General features: G+C 70.8%; 17 protein-coding genes and 2 pseudogenes. 7 read left to right on the top strand and 12 right to left on the bottom strand.

Translation table 11 applies throughout. The annotated features are described in order from the left end of the window. The first annotated feature begins 93 nt into the window (after positions 1-93). The 4 genes from STSP_RS12445 to STSP_RS12430 all read left to right on the top strand — a co-directional run bounded on the left by STSP_RS12445 (position 94) and on the right by STSP_RS12430 (position 4920). Positions 94-1725: a penicillin-binding transpeptidase domain-containing protein gene (locus tag STSP_RS12445; protein ID WP_067276256.1), complete on the top strand. Its 1632-nt coding sequence runs from the start codon at positions 94-96 to the stop codon at positions 1723-1725. 135 nt (positions 1726-1860) lie between these two features. Further along, entirely contained in the window at positions 1861-3480 is a 1620-nt protein-coding gene (locus STSP_RS12440) for a penicillin-binding transpeptidase domain-containing protein (protein WP_408646277.1), read from the top strand. A 67-nt stretch (positions 3481-3547) separates the two neighbouring features. Continuing rightward, the gene (locus tag STSP_RS12435; protein WP_067276253.1) at positions 3548-4078 is read left to right on the top strand and encodes a YbaK/EbsC family protein; all 531 of its coding nucleotides are present in this window, start codon (positions 3548-3550) and stop codon (positions 4076-4078) included. After that, positions 4075-4920, top strand: coding sequence for a DMT family transporter (locus STSP_RS12430; protein WP_067276038.1), 846 nt, complete (start codon positions 4075-4077; stop codon positions 4918-4920). Before STSP_RS12435 ends, STSP_RS12430 begins: the two co-directional genes overlap by 4 nt. Before the next feature lie 150 nt (positions 4921-5070). Here STSP_RS12430 and STSP_RS12425 read toward each other — a convergent pair whose 3' ends face one another. Next, on the bottom strand, positions 5071-5517 hold the full coding sequence (locus STSP_RS12425; protein ID WP_067276036.1) for an organic hydroperoxide resistance protein: 447 nt from the start codon (positions 5515-5517) through the stop codon (positions 5071-5073). A 214-nt stretch (positions 5518-5731) separates the two neighbouring features. Continuing rightward, positions 5732-7393, bottom strand: a pseudogene (locus STSP_RS12420) (IS200/IS605 family accessory protein TnpB-related protein). Between the two features lie 589 nt (positions 7394-7982). Here STSP_RS12420 and STSP_RS12415 point away from each other — a divergent pair. Further along, positions 7983-8237, top strand: coding sequence for a hypothetical protein (locus STSP_RS12415; RefSeq protein WP_067276034.1), 255 nt, complete (start codon positions 7983-7985; stop codon positions 8235-8237). 63 nt (positions 8238-8300) lie between these two features. Here STSP_RS12415 and STSP_RS12410 read toward each other — a convergent pair whose 3' ends face one another. The 3 genes from STSP_RS12410 to STSP_RS12400 are packed head-to-tail and all read right to left on the bottom strand — an operon-like array spanning position 8301 to position 10889. Then, positions 8301-9062: an energy-coupling factor ABC transporter ATP-binding protein gene (locus STSP_RS12410; protein ID WP_067276033.1), complete on the bottom strand. Its 762-nt coding sequence runs from the start codon at positions 9060-9062 to the stop codon at positions 8301-8303. Positions 9063-9070: 8 nt separating this feature from the next. Beyond that, positions 9071-9832, bottom strand: coding sequence for a cobalt ECF transporter T component CbiQ (gene cbiQ / locus STSP_RS12405; RefSeq protein WP_067276030.1), 762 nt, complete (start codon positions 9830-9832; stop codon positions 9071-9073). A gap of 1 nt (position 9833) precedes the next feature. Continuing rightward, entirely contained in the window at positions 9834-10889 is a 1056-nt protein-coding gene (locus STSP_RS12400; RefSeq protein ID WP_067276028.1) for an energy-coupling factor ABC transporter permease, read from the bottom strand. 200 nt (positions 10890-11089) lie between these two features. Between STSP_RS12400 and STSP_RS12395 the strand changes: the two genes are divergently transcribed. Further along, positions 11090-11455, top strand: a complete 366-nt coding sequence (locus STSP_RS12395) for an SsgA family sporulation/cell division regulator (RefSeq protein ID WP_067276025.1) — start codon at positions 11090-11092, stop codon at positions 11453-11455. Positions 11456-11702: 247 nt separating this feature from the next. Here the strand turns inward: STSP_RS12395 and STSP_RS40155 are convergent, their stop codons facing one another. The 3 genes and pseudogenes from STSP_RS40155 to STSP_RS12385 form a co-directional block, all read right to left on the bottom strand. After that, the gene (locus STSP_RS40155; protein ID WP_269801045.1) at positions 11703-12296 is read right to left on the bottom strand and encodes an MSCRAMM family protein; all 594 of its coding nucleotides are present in this window, start codon (positions 12294-12296) and stop codon (positions 11703-11705) included. A 102-nt stretch (positions 12297-12398) separates the two neighbouring features. Continuing rightward, positions 12399-14621: pseudogene (locus STSP_RS12390) on the bottom strand (MMPL family transporter); the annotation flags it as partial. A gap of 112 nt (positions 14622-14733) precedes the next feature. Beyond that, positions 14734-15324 (bottom strand): TetR/AcrR family transcriptional regulator, encoded by a 591-nt coding sequence (locus tag STSP_RS12385; RefSeq protein WP_067276250.1) that lies wholly within the window; start codon positions 15322-15324, stop codon positions 14734-14736. Between the two features lie 190 nt (positions 15325-15514). Between STSP_RS12385 and STSP_RS12380 the strand changes: the two genes are divergently transcribed. Next, positions 15515-18898 carry a S41 family peptidase gene (locus STSP_RS12380; protein WP_067276022.1) on the top strand — a complete coding sequence of 1128 codons (3384 nt, stop codon included), beginning with the start codon at positions 15515-15517 and terminating at the stop codon, positions 18896-18898. A gap of 61 nt (positions 18899-18959) precedes the next feature. Here STSP_RS12380 and STSP_RS12375 read toward each other — a convergent pair whose 3' ends face one another. The 4 genes from STSP_RS12375 to STSP_RS12360 all read right to left on the bottom strand — a co-directional run bounded on the left by STSP_RS12375 (position 18960) and on the right by STSP_RS12360 (position 22731). Beyond that, the gene (locus STSP_RS12375) at positions 18960-19169 is read right to left on the bottom strand and encodes a hypothetical protein (protein ID WP_067276019.1); all 210 of its coding nucleotides are present in this window, start codon (positions 19167-19169) and stop codon (positions 18960-18962) included. Between the two features lie 180 nt (positions 19170-19349). Next, positions 19350-20264: an SDR family oxidoreductase gene (locus STSP_RS12370; RefSeq protein WP_067276016.1), complete on the bottom strand. Its 915-nt coding sequence runs from the start codon at positions 20262-20264 to the stop codon at positions 19350-19352. Next, positions 20261-21214 carry an alpha/beta fold hydrolase gene (locus STSP_RS12365; protein WP_067276013.1) on the bottom strand — a complete coding sequence of 318 codons (954 nt, stop codon included), beginning with the start codon at positions 21212-21214 and terminating at the stop codon, positions 20261-20263. The genes STSP_RS12370 and STSP_RS12365 overlap by 4 nt, the downstream gene beginning before the upstream one ends. Then, positions 21211-22731: a flavin-containing monooxygenase gene (locus STSP_RS12360; RefSeq protein WP_067276010.1), complete on the bottom strand. Its 1521-nt coding sequence runs from the start codon at positions 22729-22731 to the stop codon at positions 21211-21213. Before STSP_RS12360 ends, STSP_RS12365 begins: the two co-directional genes overlap by 4 nt. Positions 22732-22902 lie beyond the last annotated feature (171 nt).

Here is a 22902-nt window from a genome sequence, read left to right as displayed (position 1 = left end):
CGTTGATTACCCCTGCGTTTAGAGTGCTGCCTCGGGATCGCCCATGTGAACGTCTTCCCGACGGTCCGGGGCAATGGGGAGGGGAAGCGCGGCATGCGCAATGGGGCAAAGGCCGCCCTGGTCGGCGGAGTGTTCGCCGTGATGGTCGGGGGCGCGGGGTACGGCGCGTACAACCTGGTGACCGCGGTCACCGGGGGGAACACGTCCGGGGACGAGCCGGGCGCGGTGCAGAGCGGGCCGCTCACCCGCGAGGAGATCCGCGACACCACGCGGAAGTTCTTCGCGGCGTGGGAGAAGGGCGACGCTGCGGGCGCCGCGGCCCTCACGAACAACGAGCAGGCCGCACAGGACGCGCTCACGGGCTACCGCGACGACGCGCACATCACCGAGGTGAAGGTCACACCGGGCACAGCGAACGGCGCGAGCGTGCCGTTCTCGGTCAAGGCCACCGTCTCGTACGAGGGGAAGAGCAAGTCCTTGTCGTACAAGACCGGGCTGACCGTCGTGCGCGGCCTCACCACCGGCAAGCCCCTCGTCGACTGGCAGCCTTCCGTCGTGCACCCGGACCTGGAGAAGGGCGACACGCTGGTCACGGGCGAGGCGTCGGCGCCGCCGGTCGAGGCGGTGGACCGTAACGGCACGGTGCTCAGCGCGGAGAAGTACCCCTCGCTGGGACCGATCCTGGACCAGCTGCGCAAGCGGTACGGCGACGAGGCGGGCGGCACGCCCGGCATCGAGCTGGCCGTGCGGCACGAGAACGCGGACGTGCCGGACGAGACGCTGCTGACGCTCGACAAGGGCACGCCGGGCAAGCTGCAGACGACGCTCAGCGCGAGCGTCCAGGCCGCGGCCGAGAAGGCCGTGAAGAAGTTCGCCAAGTCGTCGGTGGTCGCCGTGAAGCCGAGCACCGGCGAGGTGCTGGCGGTGGCGAACCACGGATGGGGCGAGTTCAACGCGGCGTTCCAGGGGGAGGTCGCGCCCGGCTCCACGATGAAGATCATCAGCGCGGCGATGCTGATCGACAACGACGTCACCTCGATGAACGGCCCGGCGCCGTGCCCGCCCACAGCGACGTGGCAGAGCCAGACCTTCAAGAACCTCAAGGGCATGACGCCCAACGACAACGCCACGCTCGCGGACAGCTTCGCGCGCTCCTGCAACACGGCGTTCGTGAAGTACGCGGACGAGGTGCAGGTCGACTCGCTCACGAAGGAGGCCCAGGAGCGCTTCGGTCTCGGGCGGGACGACTGGAAGACCGGCATCGCGTCCTTCGACGGCTCCGTCCCGGCCTCCGGCGGCCCCGACACGGCGGCCAACATGCTCGGCCAGGGCCAGGTCCAGATGAGCCCGCTCAACATCGCGTCGGTCACGGCGACGGCCAAGACGGGCGTCTTCCGGCAGCCGGTGATCGTCCCCCAGAAGCTCGACGACCGTGAACTCGCAACCGCCCGCGGCCTTGCCCCTGACACCGCCGCGCAGCTGCGGCAGATGATGTACCGCACCGCCACCAGCGCCACGGGCACCGCTACGCGCGTGATGGCCGGTCTCGGCAGCGACATCGGCGCGAAGACCGGCTCCGCGGAGGTCGACGGCCAGGCCACGTCCAACAGCTGGTTCACCGGATACCGGGGCGACATCGCAGCGGCCGCCATGACCGAGGAGGGCGGGCACGGCGTGGACACGGCGGGCCCGATCGTGAGGGACGTGCTGCTGGCGGGCGGCTGAGGCCGGGGCTGAGGGCCGCCCCTCGCGGCGACAGGGCCTAGTGTGGGTGCCTCGGTGAGGCGTTTGGGGGACCGGAGCAGCGGAGGACTCGTGGGGAAGAGAAGGCGCGCCGCGCGCAGAGGAACACACCCGGCCGTGATCGGCGGGGCTGTGGCAGTGGTCGTGGGCGGCGCGGGCTTCGCCGCGTACAGCCTTCTGTCCGACGCGCCGAAGCGCGAGAGCTCCGCCGCCGGCAACGTCGTGAAGACGGTCAAGAAGGGCCCGGTGACGGCCGCCGAGGTGCGGGCCACGGCCGACGGGTTCCTCACCGCATGGCAGTCGGGCGACGCGGCGAAGGCCGCCGCGTACACGGACGACACAGCGGCGGCCCAGGCCGCGCTGACCGGGTACCGCAAGGACGCGCACATCGACGAGGTGACGCTGACCCGCGGCAAGGCGTCCGACGCCACGGTGGCGTTCAAGGTCGCCGCCACGGTCGCGTACAAGGGCAAGAGCAAGCCCCTGGCCTACGAGTCCGAGCTCACCGTCGCCAGGCGCGCGGAGGACGGCAAGGCGCTGGTCCACTGGCAGCCGTCCGTCGTGCACCCGGACCTGAAGGACGGCGACACGCTGGTCACGGGTGCTGCCGGAGATCCGCCGATCAAGGCGGTGGACCGCGACGGGACCGAGCTCACCGCGGCGAAGTACCCCTCCCTCGGGACCGTCCTGGACGGGTTGCGCGAGAAGTACGGCAAGAAGGCCGGGGGGACGGCGGGGGTCGAACTGCGCATCGTCCGCAAGGAGAGCGAGAAGAAGAGCGAGCAGACGCCCGACAAGACACTGCTGACGCTGTCCGAGGGCACGCCCGGCACGGTGAAGACCACGCTCAGCGCGACCGCCCAGGCCGCCGCCGAGCGGGAGGTCGGCGAGCGGGAGCGGGCGTCGGTGGTGGTCATGAGGCCGTCGACCGGCGAGATCCTCGCCGTCGCCAACTCGAACCCCAACTTCAACACGGCGTTCCAGGGCTCCCTGGCTCCCGGCTCCACGATGAAGATCGTGACGGCGTCGATGCTGCTGGAGAAGGGGCTCGCGTCGATCGACAAACCGCATCCGTGCCCCAAGTATGCGTCGTACGGCGGCTGGAAGTTCCAGAACGTGGAGAAGTTCGAGATCAAGAACGGTACGTTCCGTTCGAGCTTCGCGGCCTCCTGCAACACGGCCTTCATCACCCAGGCCGAGAAGCTGAAGGACGACGATCTGACCAAGCAGGCCCAGCAGGTCTTCGGGCTCGGGCTCGGCAACTGGTCGATCGGGGTGTCCAGCTTCGACGGCGCCGTACCGGTACAGAGCGACGCGCCGAAGGCGGCATCGCTCATCGGGCAGGGCGGCGTACGCATGAACCCGCTCAACGTCGCGTCCGTCATCTCCACGGCCAAGACGGGCGTCTTCCGGCAGCCGTATCTGGTCTCGCCCGACGTCGACGACCGGGCGCTCGCGACCGCTCCGCGCAAGCTGGACGCGTCAGCTCAGGCGCAGCTGCACGAACTCCTGAACTACACCGCGACATCCGGCTCCGCCGCGGAGGCCATGGCGGGTCTGGGCTCGGACATCGGCGGCAAGACGGGCTCCGCGGAGGTCGACGGCCAGAAGGAGCCCAACGGCTGGTTCACCGCGTGGCGCGGCGACCTGGCCGCGGCGGCGGTGATGCAGGAGGGGGGCCGGGGCGGCAAGTCGGCGGGACCGCTGGTGGCGGCAGTGCTCAGGGCAGGAAGCTGACGTAGCCGACGCCCGGAGGCCGGAACTCGTTCGCGTGTCACGTACACCCACCGCTAGCGTGCCGTTCATGACCGCTTCCGATGCTTCCGCCGGGGTCTCCGCATCCGCCGAGGTCTCCGCCGCCCACCCGCGATTCGCCGAGGCCATCGGCGAGCTGGGCCTCGAGGAGATCATCCCGCAGATCCGCCGCTTCCCCGAGGCGACCCGTACGGCCGCCGAGGCCGCCGCCGCGATCGGCTGCGAGCTGAGCCAGATCTGCAAGTCCCTCATCTTCGCGGCCGACGGGGTGCCGGTCCTGGTACTGATGGACGGCGCGTCCCGCGTCGACGTGGAGCTGGTACGGCGTGAGCTGGGCGCGGAGAAGGTCAACCGCGCCAAGGCGGACCTGGTGCGGGAGACGACGGGGTACGCGATCGGCGGCGTACCGCCCTTCGGGCACCGCACCAAGACCCGCGTACTCGCCGACCGTTCGCTGCTCGACCACGACGTGGTGTGGGCGGCGGCAGGCACCCCGCACACCGTCTTCCCGATGGACCCCAAGTCGCTCATCGCCCATGCGGGCGGCACCCTGGTGGACGTGCGCGAGCAGCCCGCGTGACGCCGGCGGTCGCGGCCGCTGTCCTTCTGGCGGCTGTCACTCACGCGAGCTGGAACGCCATCGCCCATCGCATCACGGACAAACTGGTCGGCTTCACACTGATCTCGGGCGGCGGCTCTCTCATCGGATTCGCCGCCGTGCCTTTCGTCCCCGTGCCCGCGGCGGGCGCCTGGCCGTATCTGATCGCCTCGGTCGTGCTGCACATCGTGTACTACGTGCTGCTCATGCGGTCGTTCAGGCTCGGCGACTTCGGGCAGGCGTATCCGATCGCGCGCGGCTCGGCGCCGCTGGTGGTGACCGTGCTGGCCGCGGTCTTCGCCCAGGAGATACCGGGCGCGTGGCAGGCGGCGGGCATCGCCCTGTCCTGCGCGGGGCTGACCGGCGTCGCGCTGTGGGGCTTGCGTGGCCGCCGCCCGGAGTGGCCGGCGATCGGGGCGGCGCTGGCGACGGGCCTGTCCATCGCCGCGTACACCGTCGTGGACGGCCTGGGCGTACGGGCGTCTGGCTCGTCGCTGGGCTACATCGCGTGGCTGATGGCGCTGGAGGGCCTGCCCGTCCCGCTGTACGCCGCCTGGCGGTGGCGCGGTGAACTCGTTGCCGTGCTGCGTCCGTTCGCGTCGCTCGGCCTGATCAGCGCGGCGCTCTCCGTCCTGGCGTACGGCCTGGTGCTGTGGGCCCAGACCCGGGCGGAACTCGCGCCGATCGCGGCGCTGCGGGAGTCCAGCATCATCGTGGGCGCGGCGATCGGCGCCCTGTTCTTCAAGGAGAGGTTCGGGGCGCCGAGGATCGCGGCGGCAGGTCTGATGGTGGTCGGGATCGGGTTGATGCTACGCGCGAGCTGACCGGCGGACGCGACGCGTCTGTACGGCAGTTCGGCAGCGCCCCGAAGGGGCGCGGGGCTGTGACATATGCGGCTCCGCCGCGCGGGCGCGACCAGCCACGACGGCGCCGCAGACGAACGACGGCACATCGCGGCACAGCCAGCGGAGCGCCTAGCTGAGCAGGATCGACACGTCGACGTTCCCGCGCGTCGCGTTCGAGTACGGGCACACCTCGTGTGCCGCGTCCACGAGCTCGGCCGCGCGCTCCTGGTCGAGGAGGGGCAGCGAGACATTGAGGGCGACGGCGAGGCCGTATCCGCGCTGGGTGTTGGGGCCGATGCCGACCTTCGCGGCGACCGTGGAGCCGGTCAGGTCGTAGCCGGCGCGGCGCCCCACGAGCACGAGGGCGCTGTGGAAGCAGGCGCTGTACCCGGCGGCGAAGAGCTGTTCCGGGTTGGTGCCCTGTCCGTCGCCGCCGAGTGCGGGCGGCATCGCGACTCTGAGGTCCAGCTGCCCGTCATGGCTGGTGACGTAGCCGTCGCGGCCGCCGTGCGCCGTGGCCTCGGCCACGTACACGATCTTCGTCGGGCGGGTGTCGGCAACGGCGCCGTCGGTCATGGCTCCAACTCCCCCTGGACAGGCGCGAGAAGTGTGTGCACGTCATCGCGCACAATGTATCGGCGCCGCTCAGCGGTAAGTTACCCGGGGGTAGCAATCGTGGAGTGACCACCGGCAGCCCGCCACCTGCCCGCCGCAGCGCCCCCGCCCGGTCCGTGGCGCGTTTATGACACGGCATCAAACCGCCAGCTCACAACAGTGATCTGCGGGTTCCTCAGGTGGCACGGTGTCGAGGGTCGAATACCGTTCCTAGGCACTGAGCGGGTGAGTCCTGCTGCCAGGACACATGCTCAGCCGAACGCCCCGAACGGTGTTGGGCGTTCTGGTCCACCGCGTGCGCTCCGCATCCGGCGCGCACGGATCATGTCCGTGGTCCGGGGATGCTGGGGCAGTTTCCCTCACGCCCCGGGGCCACCGATACGGCCTGGACGGTCCGATGCCCCGCACGATCGCTCTGGTCGTGTGGGGGCGGTGCCGTCCGTCGCCGGATCGGGTGCCCCAGGGCGCGCCTGCCGATCGCCACGGCGGCAGCGTCGTGGCGGGTGGTCTTCCTGGTCTGGCTGGTGAGGGGCTTCTGCCAGTGCTGGGCGCCCCACTTGGAGGTGTAGGCCGGGTCCACGGCGACGACGGTGATGCCGAGTTCGGCCGCCATGCTGACGAGCCGGGCCCGGAGTCTGCTGATGGGCATGCCGGAGATGAGCTTGCGGAACCGCTTGCGGCCGCCGTGCTTCTCGCGGCTCTTCTCCGCGGTGAAGTCGAGGTCTTCGATCGCGATGGACAGGCCGTGCCGGGCGGCCCAGTGCAGCAGGCGGATCAGCGCGTGGCGGACCTGGACGTCGCGGTGCTCGGCGGTACCGGACAGGTCGTAGGTGAACCGAAGTGGTTTGCCGACGGGGTTGCCGTGTGCGTCAAGGCGCCAGGCGGCGAGGTGATCGGCGTTGGTGTCGACGCCGACTAAGCCGCCCGCGCGGGCCGCCTCCAGCGGCACCGTCTTGACCGGCGGGATCGTCCAGGACGCGGTCAGGTACCAGCGGCCCTGCACGGTGTCTTCGTGGATACGGTAGGCGACGGCTCGGTTGGCGGTGACGCGGTCGCGCCACTGCTCGCCCCGGTGCGGGAAGCTCACGCGTGCGGCGAGCACGTACCGGCCGTACGGCGCGTTGGCCAGGTGCGCCAGCGGCGCGGGGAGCTTAAGGGAGACCTCACCGTCGTCGCTGACGCGTATGGTCTCGTTGCCGAACCGCTTCCCGGACTCGCCGTCGGCCTGGAGGAACCGCCGCCTGGCCTGCCACCGGGCGCGCCAATCGGCCTCGGTGAGCCGGGCGGCCTCCAGATGGTGGCGGGTGTTCAGCAGCCGCTTCCCGCCCCGCACCACGCGCACCCGCCCGGCCTCCCGGTCCGCCCGCGCCGCCTCCAGCCGGTCCTCCAGCACCTGCAGGCGGCGGGACTTGGCGAACCACTCCCGCCTGCTGCGGTAGCCACCCGGTACCTGCTTGGTGCCCTTCTCTCCCAGAGGCAGGGACAGCCGGTGCGTGATCGTCGCGATCGCGGCCTCAAGGCTCTGGATGTGCGCGAGCTGGCCGCGCCGGGCGAGCGCCCACTGATCGTGCGTGGCCTTCGTGACCGACCCTGCCCAGCGCGACGAGGACTCTGGCGTGAGGGTGCGTTTGCGCTCTGCCCACCGCTCGGTGTCGTGGCCCAGCCCGGCCGCGCACCGCGCCTTCAGATCGCGGGAGGCGAGCGTGCCCAGTAGATCGCCGACCAGCCGAAGAACCTGCTCATCCCCAGCGGTCAGACCCTTGAGCCGGTCACGGACGGCGACTCCCGACGGGCCGGGCACCACGAACGGCGCCGCCAGCTCCCGCAGCCCACCCACCCCTCCACCCCCGTACAACACGAGCCGAAGAACCCACTGCCCACCCAACGAGCACCACCCACAAAGGTCACGCATTCGACACGGGAACTTCCGTTCCCACCCCCGGACATCAGCACCCGCCGCGGCCCCGACACTCACTCCTGCACGCCGGATGGCCCCAGTGCCCAGTCAATCGACAACAGCTCACAACCCCGAGCACAAGGACGCTGATGTTCAGTCCCAGAACCCGCCCTCCGTACAGATCCCGGCGGACCGCCACCGCGATAGCCGCCGTCCTGGCCGTAGGCGGCATATCCCTGGCCTCCGTGCCCGCCACCGCGGACACCGCCGACACTGCGGGCGCACGGTCCGCCACCGCCGACAAGCTCGGCGACCACGACCGTGCTGCCCTGATCGCGCAGTACAACCAGCAGTACCGAGCCCGCAGCCTTCCCGCTGGCGCCGAGCAGGCGGTCCCCCGACTTCGCCACCCTGATGCTCGCCGTCGAGGACGGCCGCACGGAGAAGGCGAAGCAGGCCCTGAACGACCTCGGTCACCCGGACCGACGCCGAGATCGGCTACATCAAGGCCACGTGCCGGAGCCTGACGGTGAACCTCTCCGGCCTCGCCGACGGCAGCCAGACCCGTTGGTGGGCGTTCAACCCGCAGGGTGTCAGCGGTGAGAAGTCGTCCGCCGGCAGTATCTACTGCTACGCCAACTATCTGGACGGCAGCGGCTGCAACCCGGGCACCCGTACCTACACCAACCCGCAGGCGGGCGTGTGGGAGTTCGTGGTCGAGTCCCGCAGGACCAGCCCCCTGCTGAGCAACACGTTCAAGCTGGAGGCGTCGATCACCCAGTAATGGCATGACAACGACGGGCTGGGACCAGTGGTCCCAGCCGGTCCGTATCGCTCCAAGCCCCCGTCAGCGCGTCGGTGCGCTCACCGACCGCGGATCGAACCCGAACGGCAGCTCCAGCCGGTGCGCCCGCATCAGCTCGTCGTCGGAGAGCAGCTCGGCGGTCGCGCCGTCCGCAGTGATGGCGCCCTCGCTGAGGATCACCGAGCGCGGGCACAGCTCCAGGGCGTACGGCAGGTCGTGCGTGACCATGAGGACGGTGACGTCCAAGGAGCGCAGGATGTCGGCGAGTTCGCGCCGCGACGCCGGGTCGAGGTTCGACGACGGCTCGTCGAGGACCAGGATCTCGGGCTCCATCGCCAGGACCGTCGCGACGGCGACCCGGCGACGCTGCCCGAACGACAGATGGTGCGGCGGCCGTTCCGCGAACTCCGCCATGCCGACCTGCTCCAGCGCCTTCCGTACCCGGGCCTCGAGCTCGGGCCCCTTCATCCCGGCGGCCGCGGGCCCGAAGGCCACGTCCTCGCGCACCGTCGGCATGAACAGCTGGTCGTCCGGGTCCTGGAAGACGATGCCGACTCGCCGCCGGATCTCCGCCATGTGCTGCTTGCCGACAGGCAGCCCGGCGACCTTCACGGTCCCGGCGCCGCCGGTGAGGATGCCGTTGAGGTGCAGCACGAGCGTCGTCTTGCCCGCGCCGTTCGGCCCGAGCAGCGCGACGCGCTCGCCGCGCTCGATGCGCAGATCGACGCCGAAGAGGGCCTGGTGCCCGTCGGGGTACGCGAAGGCCAGTCCGGCCACGTCAAGCGAGGGAGTCACAGGGTCCATCCCAGCAGTCACAGCGTCCATCCCAGCAGACATACGACAAGGGCGGTGCACGGGAGGGCCAGTGCGGAGGACCACTGGGCCCGGGTCGCGGTCACCTCGTCGATGACCGGCATCGTTCCGGCGTAGCCGCGGCTGAGCATCGCGAGGTGCACGCGCTCGCCCCTCTCGTACGAGCGGATGAAGAGGGCGCCCGCGGACTTGGCGAGGACGCCCCAGTGGCGGATGCCGCTGGCCTCGAAGCCGCGCGACTCGCGCGCGATCTTCATGCGGCGCATCTCGTCCGTGATCACGTCGCCGTAGCGGATCATGAAGGACGCGATCTGGACGAGCAGCGGAGGCAGTTTGAGGCGCTGCAGGCCGAGCAGCAGCTCGCGCAGTTCGGTGGTGGCGGCGAGCAGGACGGAGGCGGCGACGCCGAGGGTGCCCTTGGCGAGTACGTTCCAGGCGCCCCACAGGCCGTTCACGCTGAGGGACAGGCCGAGGACGTCGACGCGTTCGCCCTGCGCGACGAACGGCAGCAGCACGGCGAACGCCACGAACGGGACCTCGATCAGCAGCCGCTTGAGCAGGAAGCCGGACGGGACGCGGGCGACGTATGCGACGACTCCCAGCAGCACCGCGTACAGCCCGAAGGCCCACATCGCCTCGCGCGGTGTCGAGACGACGACCACCACGAACGCGAAGACGGCCGCGAGCTTGGTGTGCGGGGGCAGCCGGTGCACGGGCGAGTGCCCGTGCCGGTAGAGCCTGTGCGCATGGCCCGCGCCCATGTCAGACGGTCTCCTGCTGCGGTACGGCGGTGGGGCCGGTGTCCTCGGTGCGGCGGCGGTGGACCGCCCAGAAGACGGCGCTGCCCGCGACGACCGTGACGCCGACGCCGATCACGCCCGCGAGGCCGCCGGAGAGGCGGGCGTCGCTGATGTCCTTGACGCCGTAGTCGGCGAGCGGCGAGTCGGAGGAGGCGTGCTCCTCGGTCTTCTTGTCGATGCCGTTGTCCTGGGCGACCTTCTCCAGTCCGTCGGGGCTCGCGGAGGCGTAGAAGCTGACGAAGCCCGCCAGGACGAGGGAGGTGACCAGGCCGGTGATCCAGATCTTGCGGGGCGACCGGGCGGCGACCGGCTGGGGCTGAGCGGCGGGCGCGTCGACCAGCTCGCCGTTGACGCGGAGCTTGAGCGGCACGGTCAGCCCGCGGGCGCCGTACACGAGGTCGGGCCGGACGGCGATGACGGCGCCGACCGTGAGTGCGGTGATCGCGGCCTCGCCGATGCCGATCAGGATGTGCACGCCGATCATCGCGGTCGCGACCTTGCCGATCGCCACGTCGGTCGTGCCGCCCACGGCGTAGATCAGCGTGAACGCGATGGCGGCGGCGGGGACGGACAGCAGCGCGGCGACGAAGGACGCGACGGTGACGGAGCGGCGCGTGCGCGGCAGCACCTTCACGAGGCCCCGGAAGACGGCGTACGCGACGACGGTGGTGACGACCGCCATGTCCGTGATGTTGACGCCGAGCGCGGTGAGGCCGCCGTCCGCGAAGAGGACGCCCTGCATCAGCAGGACGACGGAGACGCACAGGACTCCGGTGTACGGGCCGACGAGTATCGCCGCGAGCGCACCGCCGAGCAGATGGCCGCTGGTGCCTGCGGCGACCGGGAAGTTCAGCATCTGCACCGCGAAGATGAAGGCGGCGACGAGCCCGGCGAGCGGCGCGGTGCGCTCGTCCAGCTCGCGCCGGGCGCCCTTGAGGCTGACCGCCACGGCACCCGCGGCGACCACGCCGGCGGCGGCCGAGACGGGAGCGTCGATGAATCCGTCAGGGACATGCATGGGTGGGCTCGCTCTCCTGCTCCGGTGTCTCCGGCTCCGTCCGGTTCGGCATGCACGGGGAGCACATGGCGAACCGTTCGATGATAGTGCCTTGTTGCGAACTGCTTGCAAGAGCGAGACATTAACCAATAACTAAAGGGCGCGTTCAGGAAAATATGCGACATTAGATGACAAAGGGGGTCGACCGTGAGGAGTCTCCGATGTCAGCCACCACCGTCGAGCAGCACGCACGAGCCCATCTGGTGACCGACGCCGCAGACGACCAGCCGCTCCCCGTGGAACTGAGCTACGACCCGCAGTCCGACCCGGATTCCATCCGGGTCAGCCTCCCCGGAGTCCCGGGTTCCCCACAGCGGCACGACTGGGTCTTCCGCCGCGCGCTGCTGGAGGAGGGGCTGCGCGCCCCGGCCGACAGCGGCGACGTGCGCATCTGGCCGTGCGGCCGTGTGCAGGCCGTGATGGAGTTCCACTCCCGCGAGGGCGTGGCGGTCGTGCAGTTCGACTCGTCCGCCCTGATCCGCTTCCTGCGCCGGACGTACATGGCGACGGGCCCGATCACGCACTGAGACGGCGGACGCGCCGGAAGCGGACTCGTCCGGGGCGGATCCAGGACGTCCACACGCGCGTGGGCCCGGTGGCAGCGCCGCTCGCGCTGCCACCGGGCCCTTCCCCTTGCGCCTGCCCCGTCCCCACGGGCGGCGCGCCCGGGTCCGTCCCTCCCCGCTCTCGGGGGACCACCCAGTCCCTTCTAAGGCACTGGGTGAGGACCCGGAGGCCATGTGTCCTCAGGTGTGCTGTCCTGAGGCGCCTGTCCTACTCGTCCACGTGGTGCAGGCTGATGTCGAAGCCGTCCACTCCGGCCCCGTCGACCTGCAGCGCGCTCGCCACCGGCGGGTAGCCGCTGGCGACGATCGAGTAATCACCGGCGGCCAGGTCGGTGAAGGAGTACGCGCCGTCCTCGCCGGTGGTGGCGGTGGCGACCACGTGGCCCGCCGCGTCCACGAGCGTGACCCGCGCATCCGGCAGCGGCCGGCTGTCCGCGCCCGCACACACGACGCCCCGCACCGACGCACCCGGGACGCTCCCACCGGAGAGCACGATGTCGTGGGCCAGCGCCTCCTCGCCCACAGCGATCGTGGACGCGTGCGGCTGGTGCCCCTCGGCCGCCACGATCACCACGTAACTGCCGGACCCGGGGGCGTCCACCGCGTACGAGCCGTCGGCGCCCGCCACGGAGCGGCCCAGCTGCCGTCCGCTCGGCGAGATCAGCGTCACCGCGGCGCCCGCGACGCCCACACCGCTCGCGTTGCGGACGGTGCCGTGGATGCCACAGCCGTTCGACCCGTAGAACCCGTTACCCGAACCGGCTGCCGTACCGGCCAGGGCCTGCCCCTGGAGCTCCTGCACCCGGGCGAGCCCGGAATCGGACCCGGCCGCGCCCACCCCCACGGCCACCGGCTCGCGCACCGCCACGGGCACGGTGTCGCCCGGGGCCGGGATGACCACCCCCACGGGCTCCGGGTCGGAGTCCTTGGAGGTGCCGTGGAGGTCGCGCAGGCCCTCGCCCTCGACGTCGACGTTCGGCAGGGCGCGGTCGAGCCACCGGGGCAGCCACCAGGCCGCCTTGCCGAACAGCGCCAGGACCGCCGGGACGATGGCCATCCGCACGATGAACGCGTCGAAGAAGACGGCGATGGCGAGCCCGAAGCCGATCATCTTGATCATCGACTCGCTGGAGCCGATGAAGCCCGCGAACACCGCGATCATGATGACGGCCGCGGCCGAGACCACCCGGGCCCCGTGCCGGAACCCGGTGACGATCGCCTCCCGGGGCTGCTCCCCGTGCACGAACGCCTCGCGCATACGCGTGACAAGGAAGACCTCGTAGTCCATGGCCAGGCCGAAGACGACACCCACCATGAAGATCGGCATCATCGACATCACGGGACCGGTCTCCTCGACGCCGATGAGGTCGGCGAGCCAGCCCCACTGGAACACCGCGACGACGGCGCCGAGCGCGGCGAGCACGGAGAGGAGGAAGCCGAGCGCGGCCTTGAGCGGCACCAGGATGGAGCGGAAGACGACGATCAGCAGCAGGAACGCCAGGCCGACGACCAGCGTCAGATACGGCAGCAGCGCGTCATTGAGCTTCTGCGAGACGTCGATGTTCATCGCGGTGGAGCCGGTGACCAGCACCTTCGCGTCGGTGTCGGCCTTTATGCCGGCGCCCGCGTCACGGATGGCGTGCACCAGGTCCTCGGTCGTGGCCGAGGACGGCTTGGAGTCCGGGACCACGGTGATCATCGCGGTGTCGCCGGCCTTGTTGTACGTCGCGGGGGTCACCGCGGCCACGTCGTCGAGGCCCTTGACCGTCGAGGTCACTTCCCTGACGGCCGCCTTCGGGGCGTCGCTGGACTTCGCGTCGACGACGACCATCAGCGGCCCGTTGAAGCCGGGCCCGAAGCCCTCGGAGAGCAGGTCGTACGCCTTGCGCTGCGTGGTGCTGGTCGGCTGCGAACCGTCGTCGGGCAGGCCGAGCTCGAGCGAGGTGGCCGGGACCGCGGCGGCACCGAGGCCCACGACGCCGAGCAGCAGCACGGCGAGCGGACGACGGACGACGAAGCGCGCCCAGCGCGTGCCCATGTTCGGCTTCTCCGCGGTGTGCCCACCGGACTCGCCCTTGGCCTTCTTGCGGCCGCCGCCCAGCAGCCTGCTCTTCTCTCCCGCGGGCTTGACCTTCCTGCCCACATATCCGAGCAGCGCCGGGACGAGGGTGAGCGCGATGAGGACCGCGATGACGACGGTGCCGGCCGCCGCGACGCCCATCTTGGTGAGCATCGGGATGTTGACCACGGCCAGACCCACCAGCGCGATCACGACCGTGAGACCGGCGAAGACCACCGCGGAACCCGCGGTGCCGACGGCCCGTCCCGCCGCCTCCTCGCGCTCACGGCCCTCGGCGAGCTCGGCGCGGTAGCGGGAGACGATGAAGAGGGCGTAGTCGATGCCGACGGCGAGGCCGATCATCATCGCAAGCGTGGAGGTGGTGGAGCCCAGTTCGAGCGTGTTGGCGAGCGCGGTGATCGTGGAGATGCCGATGCCGACGCCGATCAGCGCGGTGAGCAGCGGCAGCCCGGCCGCGATCAGCGAGCCGAACGTGATCACGAGGACGACCGCGGCGACGCCGATGCCGATGATCTCGGTGGCGCCCGTGTGGGGGACCGCCTGGAGCGCGTCACCGCCGATCTCGACGGTCAGCCCCGCGTCCCGCGCCTCCTGGGCGGTGTCCTCGAGCGCGTCACGCGAGGAGTCCTCCAGCTCCATGCCGGCAACCTTGTACGACACCTGTGCGTACGCGATCGTGCGGTCCTGGCTGACGGCCTTGGCCTGGTACGGATCGGCCACGGAAGCGACCTCGGAGCCGGTACCGAGCTCCTTGACGGCGTCCTTGACGAGGGCCTTGTTGGCGGAGGAGGTGATCTTCTCGCCGTCGGGCGCCTTGAAGACGACGCGCGCGGTGGCCCCGTCGGCACTGGCGCCGGGGAAACGGTCCTCCAGCAGGTCGAAGGCCTTCTGCGCCTCGGTGCCGGGGATCGAGAAGGAGGTGGAGCCCGCCGCGGGCGCCTGTGCGGCACCCACGCCCGCGAGGGTCAGCAGAGCCACCCAGAGCAGGGCGACGAAGTGTCGTCGCCGAAAGGCGAATCGGCCTAGTTTGTAGAGGAATGTGGCCACGAGGAGGCACTCCCGGGTCAGGTCGTGGGGTCTTGAAGGGCATGGGGCATCGGCCCGACGACGTGAGCGGCCGCGTCAGGTGCTGCGGTGAGGGGTGCGGAACCCTGTGGTGTCAGGCGCCGAGGGCGGGGAGGACCACGGCGTCGATGTACGAGGTGAGGAAGGCCTGCGTCGGAGGCTGGTTGTCGACCATGCCCCGGACGACGACGGCGCCGACCAGCATGTGCGGGACGTAGTCCAGCGCGGGGTTGTCCGCACGGATCTCCCCCCGCTCCACGGCCCGCCGCAGTATCCGGTCGAGGCCGGTCATCTCCGGCTCGAACAGCAGCTCACGAAGGGCGCGCAGAAGATCGGGGTTCTCGTGCACCGCCATGGCCAGGCCCCGCATCAGCGAGGTGTCCTGCTCCATGCGGCAGTCGTCCTCACGCGTCACCATCTCGTGGAAGTCGCCCCGCAGGCTCCCGGTGTCGATCTCGCCTATGGTCACCGGCTTCTGGTGCCGGAGCGCCTTGACGACCAGCTCCGCCTTGCTCCCCCACTGGCGGTAGAGGGTGGCCTTGCTGGACCGGGTGCGGGTTGCCACGGCGTCCATGGTCAGGGCGTCGTAGCCGACCTCGCGGAGCAGGTCGAGCACGGCCGTGTAGAGCTCGGCCTCGCGCTCGGGCGTGATCCGGCTGCGGCGCACCGTCGCGGCTTCAGCCATGTTCATCCACTCCCACTCCGAACGAAACGGGTTCGTACAGCGGAGAGCTTAGCCCTCCTCCTATCGAAACGAAACGGTTTCGTACGTGTCCCGCGTCACTACGGCGCTTCCGAGGTCCTGAGAAGGTCGACCAAAAATCCCCATAACGGGATAACTTGCCATGACCCGTTCCGAGTAAAAGCATGGTTGCGTGAGCGACGCGAGCGACTACACACCTGGGTATCTGCGATTTCCGCACCTGCATGGCGATCGCCTCTGCTTCGCGGCCGAGGACGATCTGTGGATGGCGGCTCTGACGCCCGAGGGCAAGACCCCGGAGCGGGCCTGGCGACTCACCGTCGACCGGACCAAGGTCAGCCACCCCCGCTTCTCGCCCGACGGGCGCCACATCGCGTTCACGACGTGGCGCAGCCTTGATCCGGAGATCCACATCGCCCCCGTGGACGGCGGCCCCGCGCGGCGGCTCACCTATTGGGGGAGCATCGACACACGCGTGTGCGGCTGGGCGCCCCCCGAGAAGGACGGCAGGGCCGACATCCTCGCCGTCGCCTCGCACGGCCAGCCCTTCTCGTACTTCTCCTGGGCCTACCGCGTCCCCACCGACGGCTCCCCCGGGAACAAGCTGCCCTGGGGCCCGGTCTCCGACATCGCCATCGCCGACGTCAAGGGCGAACACCTCACCCTGCTCCTCACCGGCAAGCCGCCGCACGAGCCCGCCAGCTGGAAGCGGTACCGCGGCGGCGCCATGGGCCGGCTGTGGCTGCAGGGCAGGCAGATCGCCGCGGACCTCGACGGGCATCTGGAGTCCCCGATGTTCGTCGACGGCCGGATCGCCTTCCTCTCCGACCATGAGGGCGTCGGCAATCTGTACTCCTGCCTGCCCGACGGCTCCGACCTCCGCCGCCACACCGACCACGACGCCTTCTACGCCCGCCACGCCTCGTCGGACGGCATGCGCATCGTGTACCAGTGCGCGGGCGAGCTGTGGCTCGTCGACGACCTGTCCCCCGGCGGCGAGCCGCGCCGCCTCGACGTACGCCTCGGCGGGCCCCGCGCCGGCCGCCGCCGCTACCAGGTGCCCGCCGCCAACAACATCGACGCGCTCTCCGTGGACACGACGGGCCGGGCCAGCGCGGTGGTCGTACGGGGCAGCCTGTACTGGCTCACGCACCGGGACGGGCCGTCGCGCGCGATCAAGGACACCGCGGGCGAACGGGTACGCATGCCGGAGATGCTCGGCACCGGCGGGCAGGTCGCCTACGTCACGGACGCGGACGGCGAGGACGCGGTTGAGATCGCGGATCTGCCGCGGGCCAGCGGGGCCCGCGAGCCGCGCCGCCTCGCCTCGGGCCGGCTCGGCCGCGTACTGGAACTGGTGTCCGACCCGGCGGGCGAGCGGCTCGCCATCGCCTCGCACGACGGGCGGCTGCTGCTGATCGACGTGCTGGGCGAGGGGGGCGCCGAGGAGGCCGAGGGCGCTTCCGAGGCGGTGGGCGCTTCGGAGGCTGCGGGCGCTTCGGAAGCTGAGAGCGCTTCCGAGGCCGCGGGTGCTTCCGAGGCCGGAGCAGGAGAGGTGGCCGAGCTGATCCGGTCCATCAACGGCCCGGTGCGCGATCTCGCCTTCTCGCCTGACGGCGCCTGGATCACCTGGTCCCACCCGGGCATCGGACGCTCGCTGCGCCAGATCAAGATCGCGCGGATCAGCGACCGGACGATCGTGGACGTCACCAACGGCCGCTTCGAGGACGAGAACCCGGTGTTCACCAGGGACGGCCGCTATCTGGCGTTCCTGTCCTGGCGCGGCTTCGACCCGGTGTACGACGTGCACACCGGCGACCTGTCCTTCCCGCTCGGCTGCCGCCCCTACCTCGTACCGCTGTCGTCGGCCACGCCGTCGCCCTTCGCGCTGTCGCCCGACGGCCGCCCCGCCGCGGGCGGGCTGGACCCGGACGAGAGCGGAACGGGCGGCGGCACGGTCATCGTGGAGACCGAGGGACTGGAGAACCGGGTGACGCCGTTCCCGGTGTCCGCCTCCAAGTACTCGGCGCTGCGCCCGGTCGCGGGCGGCGGACTGGTGTGGCTGCGCTGGCCCATCTCCGGAGCCCTCGGCGAGACGTTCGTCAATCCGAGCGACACCAGCGGCCGGCCGACCCTCGAGTACTTCGACATCGCCAAGGCGAGGAAGTCCGAACTGGTCGTGCACCTCGACTCGTTCGCGGTCAGCGGCGACGGAACCCGGCTCGTCGTGGCCGACGAGGGCGATCTGAAGGCCGTCCCCTCCAACGAGCTGGGCGACAGCGACTCGACCGTCTGGATAGACCTGCGCCGCATCCTGCACGAGGTCGACCCGGGCGCCGAGTGGCGCCAGGCGTACAACGAGGCCGGGCGGATCATCCGCGACTACTTCTGGGAGCCGCACATGTGCGGCATCGACTGGCCGGCCGTCCTCGACCAGTACCGGCCGCTGGTCGAACGCGTCGCCTCGCCCGACGAGTTCGCGGACCTGATGCGCGAGGTCCTCGGCGAACTGGGCACGTCCCACGCGTACGTCACCCCGGCCCGCCGCAACGAGGGACCGCCGCACTACCAGCGCGCGATCGGTCTGCTCGGCGCCAACCTGGTGCGCCGGGGCGACAACTGGGTGGTCAGGCGCGTCCTGCCCGGCGAGTCCTCCGACTCCAAGGCGCGCTCCCCGCTCGCCGGCCACGGCATCCGCGAGGGCGAGATCCTCACCCACGTCGACGGCCGCCCGGTCGACCCGGTCACCGGCCCCTACCCGCTGCTGGCGGGCGCGGGCGGCACCACGGTCGAGCTGACCTTCGCCACGGCGGAGGGCAAGGGCCACGCCCGCCGGGTGGCCGTGATCCCCCTCATCGACGAGCGGCCCCTGCGCTACCAGGACTGGGTCGCCAAACGCCGCGCCGTCGTCCGCGAGTTGAGCGGCGGCAAGTGCGGCTATCTGCACATCCCCGACATGGGCGGCTCCGGCTGGGCGCAGTTCAACCGCGATCTGCGCATGGAGGTGTCCCGCCCGGCCCTGATCGTGGATGTACGCGGCAACGCGGGCGGCCACATCAGCGAACTCGTCATCGAGAAGCTCACCCGCACGATCCTCGGCTGGGACCTGACGCGCAACGCCCAGCCCATCTCGTACACCTCGAACGCGCCCCGCGGTCCGATCGTCGCCCTCGCCGACGAGGCGACCTCCTCGGACGGCGACATGATCACGGCGGCGTTCAAGCTGCTCGAGCTGGGGCCCGTGGTGGGCCAGCGCACCTGGGGCGGCGTCGTCGGCATGACGGGCCGTCACCGCCTCGGCGACGGCACGATCATCACGGTCCCGATGAACGCGGCATGGTTCGACGCGTACGGCTGGTCCGTCGAGAACCACGGCGTCACCCCGGACATCGAGGTGGCCCGGACCCCGGTCGACTGGGCGGAGGGCCGCAACACCCAGCTCCACAAGGCGGTCGAGGTAGCCCTCGACCTCCTGACCCACCACCCGGCGGCCAGCCCCCCGGACTACTCGAGGGTCCCAAAGCGAACCCGCCCGAAACTGCCACCGCGGCAGTAACTAACCAACCAGAAGGGGCGCCCCAAGAAATGGGGCGCCCCTTCAATGAAGGTCGCGCAGGTCAGACCTCGTCGTAACGGTCCTCGTCAGGATCCCGAGGCGCCCGCCGCGAAGACTCCTCCTCGGGCATGTGCGAGCCCGGCTCACGCCGCCCTCGCTCACCCGGCGCCTGCGGAGAGCGCCCACGCTCGCGCTTCTCCCGGGCGATCTTCTCCTTCGCCTGCTCGGAGAGCTGCTCACCCTTGTCCTTGAACTGGTCCATCATGCCCATGCGGGTTCACTCCCAAATCGCTGAGGGGATGGGGCCTCTGTCAGAGTGACACGCCCCGACATACGCCGCATTTCGATCAGCAACCGAACGACTACGCACCGTACAAACCCCAGCTGGGGACGGGAAAAAGCAAGCACGACGCCTCGCAGCAGGCCTCCGCAACGGGTCGTCGGCGGGACCCTACCCGCCCCGCACCCCCCGCGCCTGCTCGTCCGCCGCGCCACCCGCCCCCACAAGGCCCTTCGACACTCCCCCGAGCCGCGCCCCGAACCGCCGCATCTCGCGCTGCCCCACCGCGCCGATGATTCCGGGGAGATATCCGCGCACCGACTGCATCTCGCGCAGCCACCACTGCCCGTACACATGACTGGACCGCCGCTCGATCCCGGTGACGATCCGGTCGACCGCCGGCCCGAGCGGATACGTCTTGTTGGACGGCCACGGCAGCCGCTGCCGCAACTCCCGCATGACGTCGTCCTGATCGGCACCCCGCACCATGTCCGTGTCGGTCCACGACAGATACGCGACCCCGACCCGTACACCCTTGTAGCCGACCTCGGCGCGCAGGCTGTGCGCATACGCCTCCACACCGGACTTGGACGCGCAGTAGGCCGTCATCATCGGCGCCGGAGTGACGGCGGCCAGCGAGGCGATCTGCAGGAGATAGCCCCGGCTCTCCGTCAGCGCCGGAAGGAACGCCCGCGCGGTGACGGCGGATCCGATCAGATTGACCTCGATCACCCGCCGCCAGGCCACCGGGTCGGAGTCCATGAAGGGTCCGCCCGCCGCCACGCCCGCGTTGGCGACGACGACGTCGACCTTCCCGAACCGCTCCTTCACCTCCTGCGCGACCCGGGCCATCGCCTCGTGGTCGGTGACGTCCGCGTACCAGTGGTCGCTGTCGGAGTGCAGCCGCTCGGACACCTCCTTCAGCGCGTCCGGCTCCAGTCCGACCAGCGCGATCCTGGCGCCGCGCGCCGACAGCTTGCGCGCCAGCAGCTCGCCGACGCCCCGCGCGGCACCGGTGACGACGACGACCTGCCCCTCGAGTCTCGCCCTGCCCCTGCTGCCCGTACCGCCCCTGCTGCCGCTCATGACGATGCTGTCCCCTTCACCTCTGCGTCGGGCCGCGACGTCTGTGCGTAGGTCGCGACGAGTTCACGTATCCGGCCGGTGACCGCCTCCGGCGCCTCCACCGGCGTCATATGGCCGAGCCCGGCAAGCTCGGTCAGCCCGACGCAGTCGGGCAGCGCCGCAGCGATGGTGCGGGCGTGGACGACCGGGGTGAGCCGGTCGGCCGTCCCCGCGATGACCGCGGTCGGCATCGTCAACTGCCGTAGACCCGCGTCGAGATCGAGCGCATTGAGCACGTGCGACCATCCGTGGCGCACCGGGGTCGGGCAGGCGTGCACGATGCGCGCACACGCCTCGACCATCTCGGGCGACGATGCCGGGCCCATCGTCGCGTACCGCAGGATCCGCTTGCCCGCCGTGGTGACGGGCCCGAGCGGCACCCGGGCGCCGAGGATCGACCGGGTGATACGGGTGCGCAGCGCCCCCGCGCGCATCGGCAACACCAGCGACTCGGCGACCAGCCGGGAGCTGCCCGTGCTGCACAGCAGCACCGCGGCCGCGTGCTCCTGGAACGCCTCCCGCCCGGCCGCCGCCATCATCGTCATGCCGCCCATGGAGTGCCCCGCGAGGACGGCCTTCTCACCCGGTTCGAGGGTCGCGGCCAGCACGGCTTCCAGGTCGTCGGCGAGCGCCCGCGTGCTGTATCCGTCCGGAGTGACGGCCGCGGGACTGCGCCCGTGCCCGCGCTGGTCGTAGATGATCACTCGGTGGTCGGCGGCGAGGGAGCGTATCTGCGCGGCCCAGAACGCGGTGGAACAGGTCCAGCCGTGCGCCAGCACCACGGCGGGCGCGTCGTCGGGTCCGTGCGTCTCGACGTGCAGACGGGCGCCGTCGGCGGACACGGCGGTGAGCTCACGGGCAGGGGCGGGCGGCGCGTAGGGCCCGGAGGCGACGTGCATGAGTCGGCTCACGCTCCGGCCTCCGCCTTCTCGGCAGGAACCGTGACGGAGGACTTCGGCGGCCTGACCACCTCGTACTCGGAGAGGTCGACGCGGCGCGTGGCGTTCCGGAACTCGGTGGTCGTCCCCGGCCAGACCGTCGTGTTGCGGCCGTTCGCGTCCAGGTACCAGCTGGTGCAGCCGCCGGTGTTCCACACGGTGCGCTTCATGCGCTCCTGGACGCGATGGTTCCAGGCGGTCACGGCGCTGCGCCGCGCGCCGAGCGCGACCCGGCCGCCCAGGACGTCGAGCTGCCGCAGGAAGTCGGCCATGTAGTTCAGCTGGGACTCGATCATCAGGATCATCGAGGAGTTCCCGAGGCCGGTGTTGGGGCCGATGATCGTCATCCAGTTGGGGAAGCCGGCCGCTGTCGCCCCGCGCAGCGCGGCCATCCCGGAGGCGCTCCAGCTCTCGGCCAGAGTCCTGCCTTCAGCACCGATGACCCACTCGGCGATCGGCATGTCGGTGACGTGGAATCCCGTACCGAAGATGATCGCGTCGACCTCGGCCTCGCTCCCGTCGGCGGCGACGACGGTCGACCCGCGCACCTCGGCGAGACCGCTCGCGACGACGTCCACATTGGGCTGCGCGAGCGCCGGATAGTACGAGTTGGAGAGCAGGATGCGCTTGCAGCCGATGCGGTACGACGGCGTGAGCTTGGCCCGCAGCTCCGGGTCCTTGATGGCGCGGGCTATGTTGCGCTTGGCGAGCTGCTCGACGAGTCCCAGCTCGCTCGGCCGCTTGGTGAACGCCTGGACCTGCAACTCCCGGATGCCCCACAGCACTCCGCGCCGCACCTGCGTGGTGAACGGCAGCGTCCGGTGCAGCCACCGCTCGACGCCGCCGATGGCCCGGTCCATGCGCGGCATGACCCAGGGCGGGGTCCGCTGGAAGAGCGTCAGCCGGGCGACGTCGGGCTGGATGGACGGCACGATCTGGATGGCGGATGCGCCCGTACCGACCATGGCGACGCGCTTGCCGCGCAGGTCGTAGTCATGGTCCCAGCGGGCGGAGTGGAACACCTTTCCGGTGAAGGTGTCGAGCCCGGGGATGTCCGGCACCTTGGGGTCGGAGAGCGGACCGGTGGCGGAGACGACGACATCGGCGGTGAGGGTGCCGCTGCTGGTCTCCACCTCCCAGTGCAGCTTCCCGGTGTCCCAGCGCATCATCTTCACTTCGGAGTTGAACCGGATGTGCGGCCGCAGCCGGAACACGTCCGCGACATGCTCCAGGTACTCCCGGATGTGCTCCTGCCCCGAGAAGGCGCGCGGCCAGTCCGGGTTGGGCGCGAACGAGAACGAGTACAGGTGCGACGGAACATCACACGCACACCCGGGATAGCTGTTGTCCCGCCAGGTGCCGCCGACCGAGCCGGCCCGCTCCAGGACGACGAAATCGGTGATGCCCTCCCGGCGCAGCCGGACGGCGGCACCGAGCCCGCCGAACCCGGACCCGATCACCGCCACGCGGACATGTTCGTGCTCGGCCATGCCAGTGCCTCCCCGATCGATCCCGCGACCGCGCCAGTGAACACTGGCGCAGTGGGGAGGTTAGAGCAGCGGCGTACCGAGGGGTAGGGGGCGGACCAGGAAAGTTACCGGGGGTATCAACCAGCCGTACGACATAGGCTGCAGCCGTGGCAGACGGACGCGAGGGACGCG

The organism is Streptomyces jeddahensis, assembly GCF_001642995.1.
Taxonomy (GTDB): Bacteria; Actinomycetota; Actinomycetes; order Streptomycetales; family Streptomycetaceae; genus Streptomyces; species Streptomyces jeddahensis.
The sequence above is the reverse complement of the archived record's forward strand: the minus strand, read 5'-3'. Positions and strand labels throughout refer to the sequence as shown.

Bases quoted from the DNA above. Each gene is read 5' to 3' on its own strand.
- STSP_RS12445 (WP_067276256.1), top strand. From the start codon at position 94: ATGCGCAATGGGGCAAAGGCCGCCCTGGTCGGCGGAGTGTTCGCCGTG.
- STSP_RS12435 (WP_067276253.1), top strand. From the start codon at position 3,548: ATGACCGCTTCCGATGCTTCCGCCGGGGTCTCCGCATCCGCCGAGGTC.
- STSP_RS12425 (WP_067276036.1), bottom strand. From the start codon at position 5,517: ATGACCGACGGCGCCGTTGCCGACACCCGCCCGACGAAGATCGTGTAC.
- STSP_RS12410 (WP_067276033.1), bottom strand. From the start codon at position 9,062: ATGGACCCTGTGACTCCCTCGCTTGACGTGGCCGGACTGGCCTTCGCG.
- cbiQ (WP_067276030.1), bottom strand. From the start codon at position 9,832: ATGGGCGCGGGCCATGCGCACAGGCTCTACCGGCACGGGCACTCGCCC.
- STSP_RS12400 (WP_067276028.1), bottom strand. From the start codon at position 10,889: ATGCATGTCCCTGACGGATTCATCGACGCTCCCGTCTCGGCCGCCGCC.
- STSP_RS12395 (WP_067276025.1), top strand. From the start codon at position 11,090: ATGTCAGCCACCACCGTCGAGCAGCACGCACGAGCCCATCTGGTGACC.
- STSP_RS12385 (WP_067276250.1), bottom strand. From the start codon at position 15,324: ATGGCTGAAGCCGCGACGGTGCGCCGCAGCCGGATCACGCCCGAGCGC.
- STSP_RS12375 (WP_067276019.1), bottom strand. From the start codon at position 19,169: ATGGGCATGATGGACCAGTTCAAGGACAAGGGTGAGCAGCTCTCCGAG.
- STSP_RS12370 (WP_067276016.1), bottom strand. From the start codon at position 20,264: ATGAGCGGCAGCAGGGGCGGTACGGGCAGCAGGGGCAGGGCGAGACTC.
- STSP_RS12360 (WP_067276010.1), bottom strand. From the start codon at position 22,731: ATGGCCGAGCACGAACATGTCCGCGTGGCGGTGATCGGGTCCGGGTTC.